Source organism: Bradyrhizobium sp. USDA 4369, from assembly GCF_054056435.1.
Genome location: NZ_JBSRYH010000001.1, coordinates 1,335,043 through 1,354,286, shown reverse-complemented (window position 1 = coordinate 1,354,286; position 19,244 = coordinate 1,335,043). Strand labels below are relative to the sequence as shown.

Here is a 19,244-nt window from a genome sequence, read left to right as displayed (position 1 = left end):
ACGTCAAGCGCCAAGTTGCAGTGGTGGCGCCGCCTTCGACGTCAGGCCAGCGTGTTGCGAGGAAACGCACCCGCCTGAGCTGCTTTGATCGGCTGCAGGCCCTCAGTGACCTTTCCGAGATCGATCGCGGGGCCGGCCGGCGGCGCGGATTGCGCGCGGGCCGCTGCATTCGCCCACACCTGCCATTTGGCCTTGCCTGTGCTCACCATGTCGTCGAGCATCATCTTCTCTTTGAAGGTGTCCATACAGGCCCAGAAGCCGTCATAGCGATAGGGGTGAAGCTGCTTGGCGGCGATCAAGCGGCGCATCGGCTCCTCGACGACCTCCTCGCCGGGCTTGATGTAATCAAAAACGTCCGGGCGCATGATCCAATAGCCGCCATTAATGTACAGCCCGAGCTGGTCGGCCGGCTTGATTCCGATCAGATCGCCTGAGGCGTCATATTGCAGGGCATGGAAGCTGGAGCTCGGCTTGACCGCGAGAAAGCTCATGGCCTTGTTCGATTGCTTCACGGTCTCGATCATGTGGTCGAGCGGCGCGTCGGTGAGGCAGTCCGCATAGCTGCACATGAAATATTCGTCGGACGCGACATGGTCGCGAACCCGCATCAGCCGCTGGCCGATGTTCGACTCGATCCCGGTGTCGACGAAGGTGATCGTCCAGTCATCGATATCCGAGGATAGCAGCTTGACCGAGCGTCCCCCGTTGCTGAGGACGAAGTCGTTGCTCATCGCCTCGCTGTAATTGAGGAAGAAATCCTTGATGGCTTCTGACTTGTGCCCGAGCGCAAGGATGAAATCCTTATGACCGTGATGGGCGTAATATTTCATCGTATGCCAAATGATCGGCCGCGGGCCGACCGGCACCATCGGCTTCGGGATGTTCTCTGAGAAGTCCCGCAGCCGAAGACCCTTGCCACCACAAAATATCACGACCTTCATGTGCGCTGTCCTCAAAATGATAACTGACTAATACCAATGTCTCTGGTCTGAAGTGACGGGTTCACGATCGGCCGATTTCGGGTCTGTCGTGCGTCGAAAAGACATTAGCCGTGCTGCACTGCCGAAAAAACCTGTCTTTGTGCCGCATGGTTAAACGTCGTTTGGAAGTTGGTCTGCCGAGCCGGGCGTCCGAACCGTATCCTGGGAATGCGCCATGGCCTGGAGCTGGTCGTAACCGCGCGGAAGGTCTTGCCCAGGTCCAGCGCTCCAGGACCGCCGCAGCGATCGCCCATATGCTACACGCACTCCCGGTTGGCACACAACGGTCAAGCGCGGCGACCGATGCTGGCAGAGCCGCAGGTTCACTCCGGCCTCGGCCCGGAGTGGATCTTAGCCAGCCGCAACGGTTTGCCCCTGTTCCCTTCACGGATTTGCGACAGGCTGCCGCTTCTCCAGAGCCGTGGCAAATTCGGAGCGCCCCATTCCTGGAGCATGCTGCCTTGGGTGTTCACCCGGTCCGTCGGACGGCTCGCTCCCCGCGACACTTGCCCTCGCGACATCAGTCGTCCGTTCGGGCGCCTCTCCGCATGGTGTTGGATCTCCTGCCTGAGCGGAGGTCGCGCCATCCGGATGTCGCGTGGGGCGACGGTCGTCCGTCGCAGTACGCCAAACGCGGGGAAGCGACGTTGCAGTGGAGCACGGCGGTATCGAGCGACCTTGAAGCTGAGCAAGGGAGCCTTGCCGGTGCTGCGGAGCGCTGGTGCCGCGCCGATCTGCTGGCATGCCGCGCTCTGTGATCTATTTCATTGAAAGGTATGTCGCTTTGCGCGATGCTCGGATCGCCTTGAGCGTCGGCCCGACGCAGTCTCAGCGAATCGCGGTGTCCGCCCAGCAAAGGCCGCAGAGGTCTCCGATGACGCGCGACAGAGCGATCACGTCAGGCGACGCAGTCGGCCGTCGCCCGACGATACCCTATGGCAATTTGACGCAGGCCGAGCGCTCCAGACTCGCGCGCCGACAATGGCGCGGTTTGTCGGATGACACACAGCTTCGAGATTAACTGTCTCTCGCACTGATTGATGCCTCGATGTGCGTTCGCGCATATTGTTTTGCAATATTTCGGGAGTTTATAGGCCGCCAAGGATGCCTCTCGCGCGTGACGGCTGGTCGAAGCCCTCTCACGCATCAGCATGGAAGCAGACGTCGCGGTCCCCTGGTTTTGATCGATCGCTTTCGGCTCGAACACGCAACGAGCTGGGGTGGGATGGAGTAGTGAAGTGCCTCAGATTGACGTTCTGGTACCGTCGTATCAATACGGCCGTTTTCTTCCCGAATGCATCAACAGCATCCGGAGCCAAGACGTCGATCTGCGCATTCTCATTCTCGACAACGCCTCGACCGATGACAGCGTCGAGATCGCGCGCCAGCTGGCCAGCGACGATGCCAGAATCGAGGTCAGGACGCGCGAGACCAATCTCGGGCTGATGGCCTCGTTCAATGAGGGCGTCGATTGGGCGTCGTCGCCGTATTTCGCCATCGTCTGCGCCGACGATATGGTCGCTCCCGGCGCCTTGTCGCGCGCCGTCAGGTTGATGGACGATCATCCCAGCGCAGCATTCCTGATCGGGCGGGAACTTGAGTATATTCAGGACGAGCCATTCCCGCATATCGATCAATCGCAGCCGGAGTCCTGGCGGATGTCGCGCGGCGTCGATTTCATCGACGAAAGGTGTCGCAACCCGGCAAGCTTCGTCGCGCTCGGGACGCTGGTGACGCGCACCTCGGTGCAGAAGCAGGCCGGGCACTACAAGGCGCACCTGTCCTATACCGAAGACGTTGAAATGATGCTGCGCCTCGCCAGCTTCGGGGATGTCGTCGAAACCTCGGCCGTCCAGGCCATTCGTCGCCTGCACGGGAAGAATATGTCCAACGTCTATCTGAAGGGCCGAAAGTCGGACCTGATCTATCGAAAGGCCGCCTTCGACAGCTTTTTGGACGAGAGGGGAAATGCGCTCGCTGATCCGACCTGCCTGCGCAAGACGATCAACCGGAATATCGCCATCCGGGCCGCGCGCTGGAGTGCTCGCGCGCTCCTCCACGGCGAGCTGGGCGAGAGCTGGGATCTTCTCAGATATGCCGCTTCCGTATCCTCGCGACTGGGTGCGCGCGCGTGAGCCGCGGGCCTCTCTCCCCGGCGATGAGCCGTTGCTGCCGGTTGGCCGGTCCAAGCGCGCCTGTCAGGGGATACCTGCAGGGCATGCGGCCGACCCGCGCTCCCGCTCGTCCTGAGCTTTGAACGACGCGTTGTCGATCATGTGGCGTGCCGATCTTCAGACGCGGTGCCAGCGTTGAGCCAGGGAACACAGAAGCTCAGGAGCCTAGCTGCGCGAGGCGCTATCGTCCTGGTGATCGCGCGGCTCATCACGCGGGGGCTGGACCTCGTCACCCTGGTCGCGCTGGGGCGGCTGCTGTCGCCGACCGATTTCGGGCTCGTGGCGATTGCGATGTCGATCGTCCAGATCCTCGAGGCTATCCTGGAGCTGCCGCTGAGCCTCGCTCTGATGACGTTGTCGACCCGGACAAAGTCTCATTTCGACAGTGCCTTCACGTTGCAGCTTCTGAGGGGTCTGGTGTTGACCGGCATCGTGCTCGCGATCGCCTGGCCGCTCTCATTGGTCTATGATGATCACCGGCTGATCTGGCTGCTGTTTGCGCTCGCGGCCGCGCCGGCGTCCCGGGGGCTCATCAGTCCGCGGACCGTCGAATATGCGATCAAGTTCAACTACCTGCCCAGCCTGACGATGGACGTGGCCGGCAAATGCACCGCGCTGGCAGCGTCGGTCAGTGTCGCGTGGTTTACAGGGAGTTACTGGTCGATCGCGGTGGCGACGATCGCATCGCCTGTGACGATGCTGATTCTGTCCTACTGTTTCGCTCCCTACCGGCCGGCGTTTTCGCTCAAGGAATGGCGCACCTTCGAGAGCTATCTTCGCGCCTCGACCGCGGCCCAGCTGGTGGCGGCCGTGGTATGGCAGATGGATCAATTACTGCTGGGCCGTTTCGTCAGCCGGGCTGATCTCGGCCAGTTCTCGATGGCGTCAAATCTCGCCGTGCTGCCGCTCCAGGTGCTCGTGAACCAGATCACCAGTCCGCTGACCGTTGCATTCTCGGCGGTGAAGCAGGATCCGGACCGGCTGCGTGCTGCCTATCACAAGAGCGCGGTCGGGATCATGACGATCGGCCTGCCGATCCTGGTGTGGGTCAGCGTGAATTCGGACGCGATCGTTCGCCTCGTTATCGGCCAGAAATGGCTTGAAGCCGCGCCAATTCTGCATTGGCTTGCGCTTGGCATCATCCCATCCTTGTTCGTCGGGCCCTTGATGCCGTTGGCGACGACGCTCAATCGAACGGTCGCGTTCTTTCGGCTCAACCTTGCTGAGCTTTGCCTTAAGACCCCCTTGATGCTGATCGCCATCGCTCATTATGGCATCGCCGGTGTTATCGCCGTGCGTCTGGTGACGGCGACGGCGGTAGCAGGATACGCCATGTATATGGTGCGCGGCTTTATCGGGCTGTCTCTGCGCGGACAATTGCTGGGGCCGTGGAGGGCTGCGGCGAGCGTCGCCATTGCCACTGCAGCGATGATCGGTGCCCAGCACGCGATTTCCGATGCCAATGATATGCTCAGCGTTGCCGTGAAGCTCGCCGCGGTCAGCGTGAGCGGTGCGATCTGCTATTGGGGCACGATGTTCGTGCTATGGAGCGCAGCGGGCCGTCCGGACGGCCTGGAGGACCATATCGTGAAAGTGGTCGGCGGATATTGGCGTAGGATTCATGCGTAGAGATTTTGCCTTGAGGGCACGAGACGCGTTCCCGCGGGTGTCAGGAGTATGACGATGCAATCGCGACCGATGAAGATCGGAGTGTTTGGGAATTTCGGGATCGGCAATTTCGGCAACGAGGCCACCTTCGCGGCCATGCTGGACACGCTGAAGCGCTTCAGGCCCGACGCGGAGTTGACCTGCATCTGCACCAACCCTGACCAGGTCAGGCAGGATTATGGGCTGCAGGCTGTCCCGCTCAATACGGCCGGGCGATCACCACTCATGAGAAAGCTTTCCAACATCTGGTACGCCATCGAGGTGGTCAGAAAGCTCGACGTCCTGATCATACCGGGCACCGGCATTCTCAACGACTATTGCGCTCCGCCCTTCGGGCTGCCCTACACGCTTTTCAGATGGTGTCTCGCCGCTCGTCTGTGCGGCACGCGTCTCGCCCTGGTCAGCATCGGAGCTGGTCCGCTGCATCACGGCTTGACGAAATGGTTCGTCCTGCGCTCTGCCGCGATGGCGACCTATCGCTCATACCGCAACCTATTCTCGAAAAACTATCTTGCCGGTCTCGGCTTCGATGTGAGCAACGATCCCGTCTATCCGGACCTGGCGTTTGCGCTCCCTATCCCCTCGGCGCCGCCCCAGGCTGCCCCGGCACAGCGTCTCACCGTCTGTATCGGCGCCATGCACTATCAGGGCTGGCGTGGACATCTGGAGACCGACGAGAACATCTACGAAACCTATCTCGGCAAGCTGAGAGACTTTGCTTTGTGGCTGCTGGAGCGCGGCATGCGCGTCCATCTGGTCATGGGCGATGAGCGCGACTGGAGGGCGGTGTGCGACCTCCGCCAGGCGATCTCGACGGTGCGCCCATCGCTGCCGGACGACCTTGTCGTGGTGGAGCGGGCGGGCGGCTGGCAGGACGCGTTTCGGCAATTGCGCGCTGCCGACATCGTGGTGGCGACCAGGTTTCACACCCTGGTGTTCGCGTTGATGCTCGGAAAGCCGACCATCTCGGTCGGCTATTCAGAGTATCACACAGAGCTGATCGAGACGATGGGGCTCGGAGGCTTCGCTCAGCACAGCGAATCGATCGATCTGGAGGTTCTGATCAGCCAGTTCTCGGAGCTGTCCTCGAACAGGGCCAAATATGAGCCGGTCATCGTGCAGAGGGCGGAGACGGCGAGGAGCATGCTGGCCGATCAGGAGCAGAAGGTGATGCATCGCTTGTTCGGCCAGTCCTCGCAGCCGCTGGGCGCCACAAAAGATGTTGCGGTCTCCTGATCTGAGACATACAGCCTGCGCGACGCGGGGCTCCGCTGCAGACCATAGCTTCTTCGGGTGATGTGATGGGCGAGAGACTGCGAGCTCTGATGAGCCGGAGGACCTTCCATCTCGGCCTCGCAGCCGGCGCCCTTGCGGGCGCCGCCGGGCTTGTTGCTCTCCGTCCCCGCTTCCGCGCGGAGGCACAGCCGAGCCCTCAGGCCTGCTACGGAGAGCCGTGCCGACGACAGACAGCGCGACATGGCAGGCCATTGCGCGCCAGCCAGCGGCGCCCGTGGCATTTCCGCTGCGTCCGGTCGTCGGCCAGCGCTTTCTCTTCGATGCCGCAGGACGGCCGTTCCTGCTGGTCGGCGACACCGCCTGGTCGCTGATCGCGCAGCTGAGCCGTGAGGATTGCGAGACCTATCTGGACGACCGTCTGGCCAGGGGCTTCAACACGGTGCTCGTCAATCTGATCGAGCACAAATTCGCCGATCAGGCGCCGCGGAATGTGTACGGCGACCGCCCGTTCGAGCCCGATGGAGATTTCTCGGCTCCCAATGACCGCTATTTCGATCATGCAGCCTGGGTTCTGAGCAGCGCGGCGAGGCGGGGGATCCTCGTCCTGCTTGCGCCGGCCTATCTCGGAACAGGAGGCGGCGACGAAGGCTGGTATCAAAAGATGCTGGCTTGCGGGCCGGACAAGCTGCGCGACTATGGTCGTTATGTCGGCAGACGCTTCCGGGACTTCGACAACATCATCTGGGTCGATGGCGGTGATTACGATCCTCCGGACGCGCGTCTCAGCCAGGCGGTCAGCGATGGCATTCGCGACATCATCCCGCATTCGACGCATACGGCGCATAATGCTCCGGATACCGATCCGGTCGACTTCTGGAAGGAGCGCGGAATCCCGGTCTCGATCGATGCGCTCTATACCTACGCGCCGATTGCCGTTGCCGCCGAACCTCTGATCGCCAAGCACGACATGCCGTATCTTCTGATCGAGAGCAGGTACGAGAACGAGCGCGACGGCACGGCGCTGCGGACCAGAATTCAGGCCTGGCAGGCGATGTTGTCGGGGGCGAGCGGGCAGGTGTTCGGAAATCATCCGATTTGGCATTACAATGCGCCGGCCGCTCACCCGCAGCCGATGCCCTGGAAGCAGGCGCTCGATAGCGCCGGTGCGCGCAGCATCAGCAGCATGCGCGACTTCCTGCTCGCATTGCCCTGGTCCAGCCTGGAGCCTGATCGGCAGAATCAACTGCTCGTTGGTGGCCTCCTCACCGGGCACTTTCGTGCAACGGCAACGCGCTCACATGACAGGACGTTGGCGGTTGTCTACTTGCCGTCTCCTCGCGAGGTCCTGCTCGATCTCACCCAGATGGCGGGCAGCCATGTGGGCGTGCGTTGGTTCGATCCGGCGAATGGTCGGTTCTTCGGGGCAGAGCCTCAATCGCTGGCCGCCTCGAAGCAGCAAACCCTGAGAGCGCCGGCCTGTAGCGCAGACGGCGACTGGGTCCTGCTGCTTACAGCGTGACCCGCAGAAGAGGAAGCCGGTTTTTCGCAAAGATCATGCTCAAGCAAAGCATGAGAGCATGAAGCCATTCCCGAAAGGATCTTGCTCATGAGAGTTCGTCCTGAGCGCCTCTGAGGCGACGAAGACAAGCGGAACCGATGAGCTGCAGCCAGGCTCGATGAGTGCGCATCCCATGCGCAACGGTGTTCGTAGCCTTACTATTCGGGCTCACACATGTCGCTGCAGTTGAGCAGAGAGCAAACCGACCTGTGGCAAGTTGATGCACTTTGTCTGAAATGACGCGAAACAGGCGATGCGCTGGTTCCAGTGCGGAACTCCAAGCGATGTGAGACGTTGTTCAGCGAGGAGTTCATCATGTCCAGTATCGTCAAATTGGCCGGCAGCTGGGTGATCCTGAACGGGCTCGTTGTGGTCGCTCTCATGTGCCGGCGTTCTCGACCTGAAATACGGAGGTCACTATCAGGTTGGGTCCTTAATCGTAGCTCTCGGGAGCACCCCGTCGTGCGTCGTCGGACGCAGGCTCCGTTGCGGCGGTGACATTCTGATCGTGGTAGATCAAGCCTCGTCGCCGAGGTCGACCTCCTGTTGTCGGGCGACAACGACGGTGGAAAGAGCGGCCTGTGAGCGCTCACGATCGGCGCTGCCGTATCGCACGCCTTTGACGGCCCAATTGGGGCCGCCGCGCTCCTTGGGAGCGATCTTCTCGACGAACACTGCAAGGAAGCCTTCGCACTCCGGAGTGCTCGTGCGAACGGCCTCTGCGAGTTCCTGCTCGAGCGCGCTCCGCGCAATCGATTTCCGAGCTGACTTTTCAGTGCGTTTCAACATGAAAGGTCCTTAATGAAAATGACGTGCGTAGGCGGGCGAGTCCCGTTCCTCCCAATCTGGCGAGCGTCTCACAACATGTCGCAGAATGCCCTCCATTGGAACGATTTTTTGCGCCTGCAGATCGAGACGCGTGGCCTTTGAATAAGCGTTCCGAATAGCAGAATACCCGAAACCTATAGGCTGGGGGTGGCGCGCGAGGTCGCAAGGCGCAGGAGTTCGTTCAAATAGAGTTCCGCGCTGCGCTTCCACGAGAACAGCTCGGCCCGCTTTCGTCCCTGCGCCGAGAGGGAACGGTGCAGGTCGGGCGCCTGGCTCAGGCGGATGATGGTGTCCCGCCAGCCCTGTCCGTCATCGGGAGCGACATATAACACGGCGTCGCCGCCGACCTCCGTCAGGCTTGCCGCATTGGAGGATATGACCGGGCATCCTTTCGCCATCGCTTCCAATGGTGGAATTCCGAATCCCTCCGTCTTGGACGGAAATACAAGGCAGAGTGCGCCTTCATAGAGAGCCGCGAGCTGGTCATCCTCGACAAAGCCCAGATAATGGACATTGCGACGCGCCGCTGCGGGGCCGTCGGACGCAAAGATGGAAAACGCGCCCCCGGCCACGAGAATATCAATGCCGGCGACGTCGAGCGCATCGGCCTGCCTGATGATGACGTCTACGTTCTTATGCTTCGCAGTACTGCCCAGCAGCAGCACATAGGGACGGGTGAGTTGCTGCAGGATCGGCAGGCGTGCTCGCGCGGAATCCCAGCGCAGCACGTGCTCGTGCCCGTTTGGAGCGATGAAGATCTTGTCGCGCCGGGTCACCCCGAACTTGACCAGCATGTCGGCCGAGAATTGTGAGACCGTGGCGACCCTCGTCGCCATCCTGCCCATGATGGGCAACAGCGTGCGGTAGGCGAGGCCGAATTTGCGGGAATAGCTGTCGGGAACTACGAAGGTGTTCGCATCGTGAATACAGACGATCTGCCGGCGTGCGAGGAGCGGTCCGAAATTCGCGAGGTTGAGCCCCACATCCGCGGCATGACGCGGCAGGGTGACCTGGTCCCAGACATGGCCCGAGCCGAATGTCGTGCGGACGAGATCGATGCGTTGCAGATCGATATGGTGCTTGGTCTGCGGCGGCACCACCAGGCTGAATGCCAGTGCTGCGTCCGGTTCTGTCGACAGAAGCGCATCGAGCGCGCTGACGATTTCGTAGGCATAGCGCTGAACGCCTGTCATCGGCTGTGCGAGAAAGCGGCCATTGATGGCGCATCGTCTCGACGGCTTATCAGTCCTGAGCATCATCGACATCGTGTCCTGGAATTGCGCGAGACGCGCGTATGCGCCCTGTCAGTCCCCCGAAGCAAAACGCTGGCGCTGTTGTGGGATGGCACGTCGCGATCGGATCATCGGACATCAGCATAGGACGTTTCGAGCGCTGTCCGGCAGGCCGCCTCGTCGAAATCGGAGCGTTTGGTGAACTCGGCCATTCGGCCGTGCATCGCGACCAGCCTGCCAAACTGCTCGACCGCGCCATAGTCGCGGCCTGCATAATCATCGATCAGAAGCTTGGTGGCGGGGCCGATCCGCAACAGGCTTTCCAGCGCGCAGGCGACCCGAAAGCGGCCATCGACCAGAATCAGGTCGGGAGTATCTGACAACACGGCCCATGGCGCGCGCGGCAGGCGTTTCCATCTGGCCAGTCTTGCGGGGGTAGGGCGGTCGAACACGGGATAGCTCCAGTCGCGTGTCACGCCGATCCAAGGCGTCAGGATCGAGATCTCAGCCTCTGTCTTGGGCAGCGCCGCTCGAACGGCTTTGGCGAACATCGCGTCAGGCTCGACGCTGACCAGCCGAGAGACGTGGCTCGCTGCCATGATCGTCGAGCCTCCACTCCCATATTCGAGGTAGACGCGGCTGGATCGGATCGCCGCCGTGAAGAATTCCAGGCCGCCGCGGTCGAACGCGGGAATCGGGCTGACCGAATAACCGACGAGATGCTTGCGCGCGATGTGGCGGGCAGATCGATAGTAATAATGGAGACGGTGCAGATCCAAGCATCTTCACCTTACAGCGGCGGCGGTCTGCCGGATATCGCTGACGCAGGAGGGAGGGAATGGACACAGGAAGCAGACCAATCCGATCGTCCCGCACAGCCAGCCGGAAAGCATGCCTGGGAGAAGTCACGACCGACAACTCTTACTCAGGGCTTGTTGTTGCATTCGGAGTAGAACGACCCGTTCACGGCGTCGGTGCGCTCGAGGCATTGGGCCAATTCGGTCACCGCGCCGGCCACCGTGAAGTCATAGGCCTGCTCACGGAAGGCCAGCACATAGCGTCCGGGCGGCAGCGCGAAATCGGCCTTTTCGGATTGGGCGAGCAGCATTTCCGGATGGCCGGCCACTGGCCGTAGTCTCAGCTCGTAGGATTTGTTGCGGATGTTCCAGGCATCCGTGACCGGTGTCACCACCAATTTGCCCTTTGCATCGAAGGACAGCGCCCGGGTCACGCGCGCGACCACCCGCACTTCCAGACGTTCCGGCGCGTTGCCGGCGAGATCGCGTCGGAACAGCAGGAAGCGAACCTTGCCGTCCGGAAGCGTGGTGCGGCTCGGTTGATTGATGGGTGTCGAGATCGAGATCCGCTTGTCGGGGACGCGTTCGGGAAGCAGTTCGAGCTCCTTCAGATCGTTCTCGGCGATGGCATAGATGCCGTAGTCGCCGGGGACCGGAAACCCGAGCGAGGGGGGCGGCGGCGGGGCCGGGCTTGCGACCGGTGCAGGCGGCGCCGTGGTCGGGGCTGCCACGCTCGGTGCCGGGTTTGCAGGCCCGCCGCTTTGCAGTGCAACGGGGACCTCGCGGCGTCCCCAAATCGCGTCGCGCTGGAGAATGATCGTCAGGATGCCGCCGATCAGGGCCGCGCTCAGGGCGAAGCGCGCGAGGCTGGAGAGCAAACCCTCCCGCGCCTGAATGTACATGACGTCCGGGGCCCAACGCGCCCGCGCCGGAACGATGATGTCCTCGGTGGCGGGCGTGATGGGCAATTGCGTTGCGGGGAGGGGCGTGACCGGCTCCGCCGGCGGTGCGGACTCATGGGAAAGCTGGGCTGCCGGCGGGGGTGGAGGAGCCAGCCCTTCCCGTTCGGTACGCCGCGCCTCGAAGCGCTCGACACCTTGGATGGCTGTCTCCAGTGCAGCCACGAGCCGCTCCTGCTCGCTGGAATCCATCCACGAGCTCTGGTCCTTGAGGCGAGCCCGGGCGAAATCGTACACGGTCAGGCGGAGTTCGGTCGGATCCTCCGTCAGACGGGTGATCATCCGCTGCAGAGTCAGGGCGTATTCGATCTCCTGAGCAAACGGAGAAACCGCCTTGTCCTTATCGACACTCGACAATTCGGGATTCATCGCCTGTCCTTACCCCCTAGACGGCGAACATAACCGTAGATTGCTCCCAAGCACAGAGGGAGGCCACCACTTCGTCATATTCAGCGCCGATGGGCCTGGGCGGCTTTGCCAGAAGCGTCAGATTCGTATAGTCTCGGCGCGAATAATGCGCTTCTTTGATTGGGGGATGAAGACGATGCACGCCAAGTTCAAAATTGCGGCCGCCGTCGCAGTCGCGATTGCTGCAGTGGCGCTATCTAATCCGGCTTCGGCGCGTCATCGGCTTTATCCGCTCACGCAGTGCGGTCCGAACCTCGACCATCTGTGCCCGCTGCACGGTTCATTCGAGGGCGCGCCTTTCCACTATAATCTTGCCGTTCACCCCAGCTGCATCAAGACGGTGCCCGTCCAGACCGCCTATGGCATCGAACACCGCCGTGCGGTCGTCTGCGGAGCGCCGGCGCGCGAAATGATCTGGTGGTGGTGAGGCACGACCTCGGCCGTCACCGCCGATGACTATCGGCTGGTCCCCTGCGCGGGTGTGCGGTTCGTCGTCGAAGGTTGAGCAGGCGTGTTCCTGATGGGCCCGTTGTTGATCGGGCCCTGGTTGATCCCCTGGGGGGAGTAGGGCGCATTCTCACGCCGAAGATTCCCGCTGGCGTCCCTTTGCGGCGTAATCCCATTTTGAGCTGTGGCCGAGCTGGCGAAAGCCACCAGCCACAGCACAGTGAAACTGCGTTTCGTCAGCGCGCTCAAATTCTTAACTCCCCGTCCAACCAGGATATCCGGTCCTTTCAAGCGTACCAGCTTGATGGACACGAGGCGAGACGATCCTTAACGTCGGGCCGCGCGAGTCGTCAGAAAGCTAACTTGGGTTGCCTCGATAGCTGATCGCAGGAGCTCGCGATCGAGTCGGGAGCTTTCGATGGAATGGGTCTTGTTCGTCTCGTTGCAGTGGATCGTGTTTGGAAGCCCGACTCAGCCGACGACCCAGGTCATCGACTCATTCCCCAACGAACAACTCTGCAACAAGGCTGCCGACGCGATCAGGGCGGAGCTCAACAATCCGGTCGGCGGTCAACAACGCCTTCAGACGGTGGGTCGGGTTGTCTGTTTCATGAGGAAAGACGGCGCGCCACCCGCCCGCTGAGTTCGATATCCCGCGGCATCATCGCCGACGGGCTTGTCGGTACGGGCTTGCCTTTCGGTTGGTCAGGTAACCTAGGCTTCTGCTCAGTTCTTACGCAGCGTATGGCCCGCAGTCAGGATAATCAGCATCGCCAGGCACATGACGAGGGCTGCAGATCGGATCTCCTCGCGCGAAAAGCCGGCGTAAACATGGGCAGTGTGCCTAAAGAAGGCAGCGCTCAGAACCGCGGCGCCGAGCGCCATAGCAACATGCTTGAAGCGGGAGTTGAGGGCAGCAATCATTGGCAGGTACTTCAGGTTGTTTTCGACGTGATACGCCCTATTAACTATGTCAAAGCTGGCGCAGATATGGCAGCCCTGCCATGGAGCCCGCCTACTGCGGTCACCATTCAGCAGCTTCGGCGCGCCAACGACGGCGCAACTGTGCAAAATCGAGTGTAAACCGATGACTTTATGCGGTTCAACACAATTAACGGGCGGTGCCAGGAGCCCAGATCGCCTCTCGGTATAGGAGGTATGCGGCAAGTGCAGCTCTAATTGTGGGCAGGAACCGTGTCGCCGCACAGGAGAGTCCAAGAGCTTTGGTGCTCAGATGCGCACCGGGGACGAAGTTACCGGTCGGTCCTCGTCCTTCGCAGATGCGAACGCGGTCAGAACGCGTTCCTCTTTCGCACCACTTCGAAGAAGGTCTTCATGATGATCTGAACATCGAGCCAGAGGCTCCAATTGTTGATGTACCAGAGGTCCATCTCGACGCGCCTGGAAATCAGATCAAGTGAGGGGGTCGCGCCACGGAGGCCATTGACTTGCGCCCAGCCGGTCATTCCCGGCTTGACGTGGTGCCTGAACGCATAATCCTGCAGCAGGCGCTCGAACTGATTGTCATGGGCGATGGCGTGAGGACGCGGCCCGACCAGGGACATGTCGCCGCGCAACACGTTGACCAACTGGGGCAGCTCATCGATGCTGGCGCTGCGGAGATAGGCGCCGATGCGCGTGACCCGCGGATCGTTCCGCGTCGCCTGCGTTACAGTATCGCCGTTCTCCAACACGGTCATCGTCCGGAACTTGAACATCACGAATTGCCGGCCATTGAAGCCCTTTCTGTTCTGCAGAAAGAACACCGGCCCGTTTCCGTCGAGCTTGATCAAGATCGCGGTCAACGCGATGATCGGACTCAACAGGATCAGTGCGGCGAGCCCGATGACGATGTCCATCATGCGCTTCACGCCACGCTCCACGGCACTCAGCGGCGCGCGCTGGATCTCCAGCGAGACGACGCGCTGCTGGGCGGATGGCGCGTAGTCACTCAAGGCGCGAATCTGTTTGTCCGGCAGCAGCCGAACTGACACGGGGAACGCCTTCATCTGCTGGCGCAGGTACTCCAGCCGATCCGACGAGTTCCAGGGGATCACGAGCAGGACTTCCGTCACGTCGTGCTCCTGCATGAATTTCGCGGCAGTCGCCACGGCTTTGAGATCGCCGGCCTTCTGATTCGCCGGGTCCGACGCTGCGCTCAGCGCGATTCGATGAACTTCGGCGGCGCCAAACAGAACCAGCAGATCTCTCGGCTCGAGCGCGTCCAACTCCTGGGGAGCGCCGAGAAGAATCAGGTCGCGTCGGCCGATCACACCGCGGACAACTGCATCTTCGAGCAGGTACTTTGCCAATTTCCTGCCGGCTAGCAGCCCTGCTGGCGCCGCGGCGAGAAACAACAGGAACGCGCCTCTGGAGAACGCGGTGCCGATCTTGAACAGGAACGCAAAGAACGCCAGCATCAGCGCTGTCGTGAGCCAGGAGAACATGATCTCGAGGAACTCGACCGCGGGCTTCGCTGCGCTTTCCAGATCGTAGTAGGCGAGGCCGCTCAGTCGAACGATGTGAAGAAAGCTGGCGGCGAGGCCGAGCGCAAAATATGCGGAGAGGTCAGGGATCGGGGTGTCGGTCAGCCAATGATAGGCAAAGCATGCGGACAAACTCGCGATCAGAATGATCGCCGCGTCTGCGGTGGCGAGAACGTAGGTGATCGCTTGGCTCGGAAGCGGAGCTTGGGCTCTCGCAACCGCTGCGGTCGCAACCTCTTGCTCCGGATCGCGAACCTCTGACCGCATCGACATCAAAGAACCATTCCGCATTCAAAAGGTGAGTAGTCAGTCTGATCTCAACTTTCAGAAGTAATTTTCCACCAATGCGGGCAGACTAATCTTGAGGGGATTGCAATGCAACCTCATGTGTGGCGGAGACCGGTATTTGGAATGGCGTAATGGCGATCTCGGCAGCTTTGTTCCCCATTCGACACAGTCGGCGGCGTGCTATTGCAGAGCCATTGACCGACATTGTTCGCTCCGCTGATTGCATCGTGGCCGCTCGCCCCTGTCGAAGGAGGCTGCGGATGACGTCGAACTGATCCGTCGTTCTCTGCACGCAGCTGGGCCGATGACCGCGAGGGGGCGCGTCAACTGATGATCTTCGCTGGCAATTCGTCCTTGTAGGAGGGGGGCGATGGGGGAATTGCCGCCGCGGCGATCCGCGCTTGCTTCTCGAAAGCGGCGGCTTCCGCTTCCGAAATCCAGTGACGTTCAAGCTCCGCGCTCCCGCAGACGCTTGAGGCTTGTGGTATTTTTATCACAGGCACGGTGATTGCGAGATCGAAGCACAGATCCGCACCGATTGACGCGGCGGACAGCGCGCCCGCGGATTGGTGGACCGCGTGATGATGGTCGGTCCTACGGGCGAGGGCTGGCCTGATCTACGGCTCTTGGTATAAGTCGGCCACGGTCCTCAGCGACCGTAAGGCCATTTATCATCTCGTTGCGAGACTGGAATGCATATTGAGCGCTATCCGATATTGGGCATTCTGTCTCTCACCCCTGTGAAGCACGGCGATGCGCGTGGCTTCTTTTCCGAGGTGTATCGACGCGAGATCGCTTCCTCAGCAGGCCTGCCGGTCGATTTCGTTCAGGAGAACCACGTCTTCTCGGCCCAACGCGGCGTGCTGCGCGGGCTGCATTTCCAGCGTCCGCCGCGCGCGCAGGGCAAGCTCGTACGTTGTATCCGCGGCGCCATCTTGGACGTGGCGGTCGATATCAGAACGGGATCTCCGACCTTCGGGCGTCATGTTGCCGTCGAACTGTCCTCGGCCAATTGGACGCAATTGTGGGTCCCCGAAGGTTTTGCGCACGGCTATGCGGTGCTGGAGGCGCCTTGCGAGGTTCTCTACAAAGTCACCGACTATTGGGCTCCGTCCTCCGAACTTGGTCTTGCGTGGGACGATCCTGATCTTGGAATCGATTGGCGGCTGGGCAGCGACGAGGTGATCCTGTCCGACAAGGATCGCGTGCATCCCCGGCTTTCCGGCCTTGCCCCGGTTTTTCAGTTCTCTGAGAAGACATCCTCATGAAGATCATCGTTACAGGCGGGGCGGGTTTCATCGGCTCGGCGGTCTGCCGTCATCTCGTAGCCGATCTCGGACATACGGTCCTCGTGCTCGACAAGCTGACCTATGCGGGGAACACCGCGTCGTTGGCGCCGGTGATGTCGAGCCCGAGCTTTTCGTTCGAGCAGGTCGACATCTGCGAAAGGCAGAAGGTGGAGCAGGCGTTTGCGAGCTTCGCTCCGGATGCCATCATCCATCTCGCCGCGGAAACCCATGTCGATCGTTCGATCGATGGTCCTGATCATTTCATTCAGACCAACCTGGTTGGCACCTTTACGCTGCTGGAGGTGGCGCGCGGATATCTCAGCGGAGCGGGGCGCGCGAAGGCAGACCAGTTTCGCTTCATTCATGTCTCGACCGACGAAGTCTTCGGTTCGCTCGGCAAGGAGGGGCTGTTCACGGAAACCACCGCCTACGATCCAAGCTCGCCCTATTCGGCCAGCAAGGCCGGATCGGATCATCTGGCGCGGGCCTGGCACCGGACCTACGGGCTGCCGGTCATCGTCTCGAACTGCTCCAACAATTATGGACCGTATCAGTTTCCGGAAAAGCTCATCCCGCTGATGATCCTGAACGCGCTGCATGCGCAGCCGCTGCCGGTCTATGGCGACGGCGGCAACATCCGTGACTGGCTGTTCGTCGACGATCACGCGCGCGCGCTGGTCGCGCTGCTCGAACGCGGCGTCCCGGGAGCGACCTACAATATCGGAGGACGGACGGAACGCCGCAACGTCGATGTGGTCAGGCAGATCTGTAAGTGTCTCGACCGGCTGCGTCCCGCCGGTGGTCCCCACGAACGCCTGCTGACCTTCGTGGCGGATCGACCCGGCCATGATCGTCGCTATGCGCTCGACTGCGGCAAGCTGGAAAGCGAGCTCGGTTGGAAGGCGCAGGAGACGTTCGAGACCGGGATCGAGAAGACCGTGCGCTGGTATCTCGACCGGTCGGATTGGTGGATGCCGCTTCGCGATGTTTATCGCGGCGAGCGGATTGGCGTATCGAGGTAGGTCTTGAAGTCGACGCGGCTATATGTCCTCGGACTGCACGGGCAGGTCGCCAGGGCGCTCCAGGAAGCATCTGAGGCGCAGCCTGACCTGGTCCTAGGCTTTGGCGGGCGCGACGCGTTCGATATCGCGGATGCCGATGCTGTCCTGCAGGCCTTGCGCGGCTTCCAGCCTGACATCGTGATCAATCCCGCCGCCTATACGGCGGTCGATCGCGCGGAAGAGGAAGTGGCCGCCACCTATCATGTCAACCGGGATGGTGCGAGAGCGGTCGCGGAAGCGAGCGCGCGCCTGGAGATCCCGACCATCCATCTGTCGACCGACTATGTTTTCGACGGCGCGAAGCCGGCTCCCTATGTGGAGGATGACGCGCCTGCTCCGATCAACGTCTATGGTGCCTCGAAGCTTGCAGGCGAGCTCGCGGTCGCCGCAGCGAACAGTCGGCATGTCATCCTGAGAACCGCCTGGGTGTATTCGCCATTCGGCCAGAACTTCGTTCGGACGATGCTCCGGCTTGCAAGCAGCCGCGACACGTTGCGGGTCGTGAACGATCAGGTCGGCTGCCCGACCTCCGCACTCGACATCGCGCGGGCCATTCTTGCGATCGCGCGCAGGATCGACCGCGCCGGCTGGACGAGCGAGTTTGGCGGCGTCACGCATATTGCCGGTCCCGACGTCGTCACGTGGTACGATTTCGCCTGCAGGATCATGCGGATCGCGGCCGCGCAGGGTGCGCGAACGGCGCGCATCGAGCCGATCCCGACGCGCGATTATCCCACGCCGGCGCGCCGGCCCGCCAATTCGCGCTTGTCATGCGATCGGCTGACGGCGGTCTTTGGAGTTTCCATGCCGTCGCTTGAGGCTTCACTTTCGGAGTGCGTCTCGCGCCTGATCGCCACCGGAAGCTGACGAAGGAGATGAACGTGAAGGGAATCATTCTGGCGGGCGGCAGCGGAACGCGCCTGTATCCGATGACGCTGGCGATCTCCAAGCAGCTGCTGCCGATCTACGACAAGCCGATGATCTATTATCCGCTGACGACGCTGATGCTCGCCGGCATTCGCCAGATCCTCATCATATCGACGCCGGAGGATCTGCCGCGGTTCGAAGCGCTGCTCGGCAGCGGCGAGCGCTTGGGCCTGGAATTGTCCTATGCGGTTCAGCAGCGCCCGGCCGGGCTCGCGGAAGCCTACATCATCGGTGCCGACTTCGTGGATGGCGCTTCGTCGGCGCTTATTCTCGGTGACAACATCTTCTATGGCCACGGACTTCCCGAGATGCTGTCGCGCGCCGCTTCGCGAACGCAGGGCGCGACGGTCTTTGCCTATCGCGTCGCGGACCCGCAGCGCTACGGCGTCGTCGGCTTCGACGAGTCCGGGCGCGCGAGCTCGATCGAGGAAAAGCCGGCCGTTCCCAAATCGAATTTCGCGGTCACCGGCCTGTACTTCTATGATGGCGAGGCAGCGAAGATCGCGTCCGGGCTGCGCCCTTCGGCGCGCGGCGAGCTGGAGATTACCGATCTCAACCGCGTCTATCTGGAGCGCGGCCTGCTCGATGTCGAACTGATGGGGCGCGGCTTCGCCTGGCTTGATACCGGGACGCCGGACAGCCTGCTGGCCGCATCTGATTTCGTGGCGTCGCTCGAGCGCCGCCAGGGGCTCCGGATCGCCTGCCCCGAGGAGATCGCGTTCAATTGCGGCTTCATCGATCGTCAGCAGCTGGAGCGCCTCGGCGAGGCGCTGGGTAAGTGCGATTACGGCCGCTATCTGCTGTCCATCGCCAGATCTGACCAGGCCGAACGGCGGTAAGGGACTTCATCACAGCTTACAGCGGGTTCCGTGGCGGCTTAATAACGCTGCAGAATTTACCATGCGG

General features: G+C 61.7%; 17 protein-coding genes. 10 read left to right on the top strand and 7 right to left on the bottom strand.

Going from position 1 to position 19,244, the window contains the following annotated elements; genetic code table 11:
• Positions 1-41: 41 nt before the first annotated feature.
• Complete coding sequence (locus tag ACVIJ6_RS06225; RefSeq protein WP_083780600.1) at positions 42-941, bottom strand: sugar phosphate nucleotidyltransferase; 900 nt, start codon at positions 939-941, stop codon at positions 42-44.
• A 1,277-nt stretch (positions 942-2,218) separates the two neighbouring features.
• On the opposite strand from ACVIJ6_RS06225, the gene ACVIJ6_RS06220 reads away from it, so the two are divergent.
• From ACVIJ6_RS06220 to ACVIJ6_RS06205, 4 genes are all read left to right on the top strand, one after another.
• Positions 2,219-3,115 (top strand): glycosyltransferase family 2 protein, encoded by an 897-nt coding sequence (locus ACVIJ6_RS06220; RefSeq protein ID WP_456771954.1) that lies wholly within the window; start codon positions 2,219-2,221, stop codon positions 3,113-3,115.
• Between the two features lie 174 nt (positions 3,116-3,289).
• Entirely contained in the window at positions 3,290-4,783 is a 1,494-nt protein-coding gene (locus tag ACVIJ6_RS06215; protein WP_456771953.1) for a lipopolysaccharide biosynthesis protein, read from the top strand.
• Between the two features lie 54 nt (positions 4,784-4,837).
• Complete coding sequence (locus ACVIJ6_RS06210; RefSeq protein ID WP_456771952.1) at positions 4,838-6,058, top strand: polysaccharide pyruvyl transferase family protein; 1,221 nt, start codon at positions 4,838-4,840, stop codon at positions 6,056-6,058.
• Between the two features lie 217 nt (positions 6,059-6,275).
• Complete coding sequence (locus ACVIJ6_RS06205) at positions 6,276-7,577, top strand: apiosidase-like domain-containing protein (RefSeq protein ID WP_456771951.1); 1,302 nt, start codon at positions 6,276-6,278, stop codon at positions 7,575-7,577.
• Between the two features lie 555 nt (positions 7,578-8,132).
• Here the strand turns inward: ACVIJ6_RS06205 and ACVIJ6_RS06200 are convergent.
• The 4 genes from ACVIJ6_RS06200 to ACVIJ6_RS06185 form a co-directional block, all read right to left on the bottom strand.
• Positions 8,133-8,405 carry a hypothetical protein gene (locus ACVIJ6_RS06200; protein WP_012041358.1) on the bottom strand — a complete coding sequence of 91 codons (273 nt, stop codon included), beginning with the start codon at positions 8,403-8,405 and terminating at the stop codon, positions 8,133-8,135.
• A 173-nt stretch (positions 8,406-8,578) separates the two neighbouring features.
• On the bottom strand, positions 8,579-9,709 hold the full coding sequence (locus ACVIJ6_RS06195) for a glycosyltransferase family 4 protein (RefSeq protein ID WP_456771950.1): 1,131 nt from the start codon (positions 9,707-9,709) through the stop codon (positions 8,579-8,581).
• A gap of 95 nt (positions 9,710-9,804) precedes the next feature.
• A complete protein-coding gene (locus tag ACVIJ6_RS06190; protein WP_456771949.1) occupies positions 9,805-10,455 on the bottom strand; it encodes a hypothetical protein in 651 nt (216 codons plus the stop codon).
• Between the two features lie 146 nt (positions 10,456-10,601).
• On the bottom strand, positions 10,602-11,801 hold the full coding sequence (locus ACVIJ6_RS06185; protein ID WP_456771948.1) for a hypothetical protein: 1,200 nt from the start codon (positions 11,799-11,801) through the stop codon (positions 10,602-10,604).
• Between the two features lie 145 nt (positions 11,802-11,946).
• Between ACVIJ6_RS06185 and ACVIJ6_RS06180 the strand changes: the two genes are divergently transcribed.
• Positions 11,947-12,267 (top strand): hypothetical protein, encoded by a 321-nt coding sequence (locus ACVIJ6_RS06180; RefSeq protein WP_456771947.1) that lies wholly within the window; start codon positions 11,947-11,949, stop codon positions 12,265-12,267.
• A gap of 438 nt (positions 12,268-12,705) precedes the next feature.
• Positions 12,706-12,930, top strand: a complete 225-nt coding sequence (locus ACVIJ6_RS06175) for a hypothetical protein (RefSeq protein ID WP_456771946.1) — start codon at positions 12,706-12,708, stop codon at positions 12,928-12,930.
• A gap of 83 nt (positions 12,931-13,013) precedes the next feature.
• On the opposite strand, the gene ACVIJ6_RS06170 is transcribed toward ACVIJ6_RS06175, so the two are convergent.
• Positions 13,014-13,211 carry a hypothetical protein gene (locus ACVIJ6_RS06170; RefSeq protein ID WP_148221396.1) on the bottom strand — a complete coding sequence of 66 codons (198 nt, stop codon included), beginning with the start codon at positions 13,209-13,211 and terminating at the stop codon, positions 13,014-13,016.
• Positions 13,212-13,579: 368 nt separating this feature from the next.
• Complete coding sequence (locus tag ACVIJ6_RS06165; RefSeq protein ID WP_456771945.1) at positions 13,580-15,046, bottom strand: undecaprenyl-phosphate glucose phosphotransferase; 1,467 nt, start codon at positions 15,044-15,046, stop codon at positions 13,580-13,582.
• 707 nt (positions 15,047-15,753) lie between these two features.
• Between ACVIJ6_RS06165 and rfbC the strand changes: the two genes are divergently transcribed.
• Genes rfbC through rfbA form a run of 4 tightly spaced genes read left to right on the top strand, consistent with a single transcriptional unit; the run spans position 15,754 to position 19,177 of the window.
• Positions 15,754-16,329: a dTDP-4-dehydrorhamnose 3,5-epimerase gene (gene rfbC, locus ACVIJ6_RS06160; RefSeq protein WP_456771944.1), complete on the top strand. Its 576-nt coding sequence runs from the start codon at positions 15,754-15,756 to the stop codon at positions 16,327-16,329.
• Positions 16,326-17,372: a dTDP-glucose 4,6-dehydratase gene (gene rfbB / locus ACVIJ6_RS06155; protein ID WP_456771943.1), complete on the top strand. Its 1,047-nt coding sequence runs from the start codon at positions 16,326-16,328 to the stop codon at positions 17,370-17,372. Before rfbC ends, rfbB begins: the two co-directional genes overlap by 4 nt.
• 3 nt (positions 17,373-17,375) lie before the next feature.
• Complete coding sequence (rfbD, locus tag ACVIJ6_RS06150) at positions 17,376-18,278, top strand: dTDP-4-dehydrorhamnose reductase (RefSeq protein WP_456771942.1); 903 nt, start codon at positions 17,376-17,378, stop codon at positions 18,276-18,278.
• 8 nt (positions 18,279-18,286) lie between these two features.
• A complete protein-coding gene (gene rfbA / locus ACVIJ6_RS06145; RefSeq protein WP_456771941.1) occupies positions 18,287-19,177 on the top strand; it encodes a glucose-1-phosphate thymidylyltransferase RfbA in 891 nt (296 codons plus the stop codon).
• Positions 19,178-19,244: the final 67 nt, after the last annotated feature.

What these genes read in the sequence shown, in the direction of transcription:
- ACVIJ6_RS06225 (WP_083780600.1), bottom strand. Translation starts at nt 941, where the DNA reads ATGAAGGTCGTGATATTTTGTGGTGGCAAGGGTCTTCGGCTGCGGGAC.
- ACVIJ6_RS06210 (WP_456771952.1), top strand. Translation starts at nt 4,838, where the DNA reads ATGCAATCGCGACCGATGAAGATCGGAGTGTTTGGGAATTTCGGGATC.
- ACVIJ6_RS06200 (WP_012041358.1), bottom strand. Translation starts at nt 8,405, where the DNA reads ATGTTGAAACGCACTGAAAAGTCAGCTCGGAAATCGATTGCGCGGAGC.
- ACVIJ6_RS06195 (WP_456771950.1), bottom strand. Translation starts at nt 9,709, where the DNA reads ATGTCGATGATGCTCAGGACTGATAAGCCGTCGAGACGATGCGCCATC.
- ACVIJ6_RS06185 (WP_456771948.1), bottom strand. Translation starts at nt 11,801, where the DNA reads ATGAATCCCGAATTGTCGAGTGTCGATAAGGACAAGGCGGTTTCTCCG.
- ACVIJ6_RS06180 (WP_456771947.1), top strand. Translation starts at nt 11,947, where the DNA reads ATGCGCTTCTTTGATTGGGGGATGAAGACGATGCACGCCAAGTTCAAA.
- ACVIJ6_RS06175 (WP_456771946.1), top strand. Translation starts at nt 12,706, where the DNA reads ATGGAATGGGTCTTGTTCGTCTCGTTGCAGTGGATCGTGTTTGGAAGC.
- ACVIJ6_RS06170 (WP_148221396.1), bottom strand. Translation starts at nt 13,211, where the DNA reads ATGATTGCTGCCCTCAACTCCCGCTTCAAGCATGTTGCTATGGCGCTC.
- ACVIJ6_RS06165 (WP_456771945.1), bottom strand. Translation starts at nt 15,046, where the DNA reads ATGTCGATGCGGTCAGAGGTTCGCGATCCGGAGCAAGAGGTTGCGACC.
- rfbC (WP_456771944.1), top strand. Translation starts at nt 15,754, where the DNA reads ATGCATATTGAGCGCTATCCGATATTGGGCATTCTGTCTCTCACCCCT.
- rfbB (WP_456771943.1), top strand. Translation starts at nt 16,326, where the DNA reads ATGAAGATCATCGTTACAGGCGGGGCGGGTTTCATCGGCTCGGCGGTC.
- rfbA (WP_456771941.1), top strand. Translation starts at nt 18,287, where the DNA reads ATGAACGTGAAGGGAATCATTCTGGCGGGCGGCAGCGGAACGCGCCTG.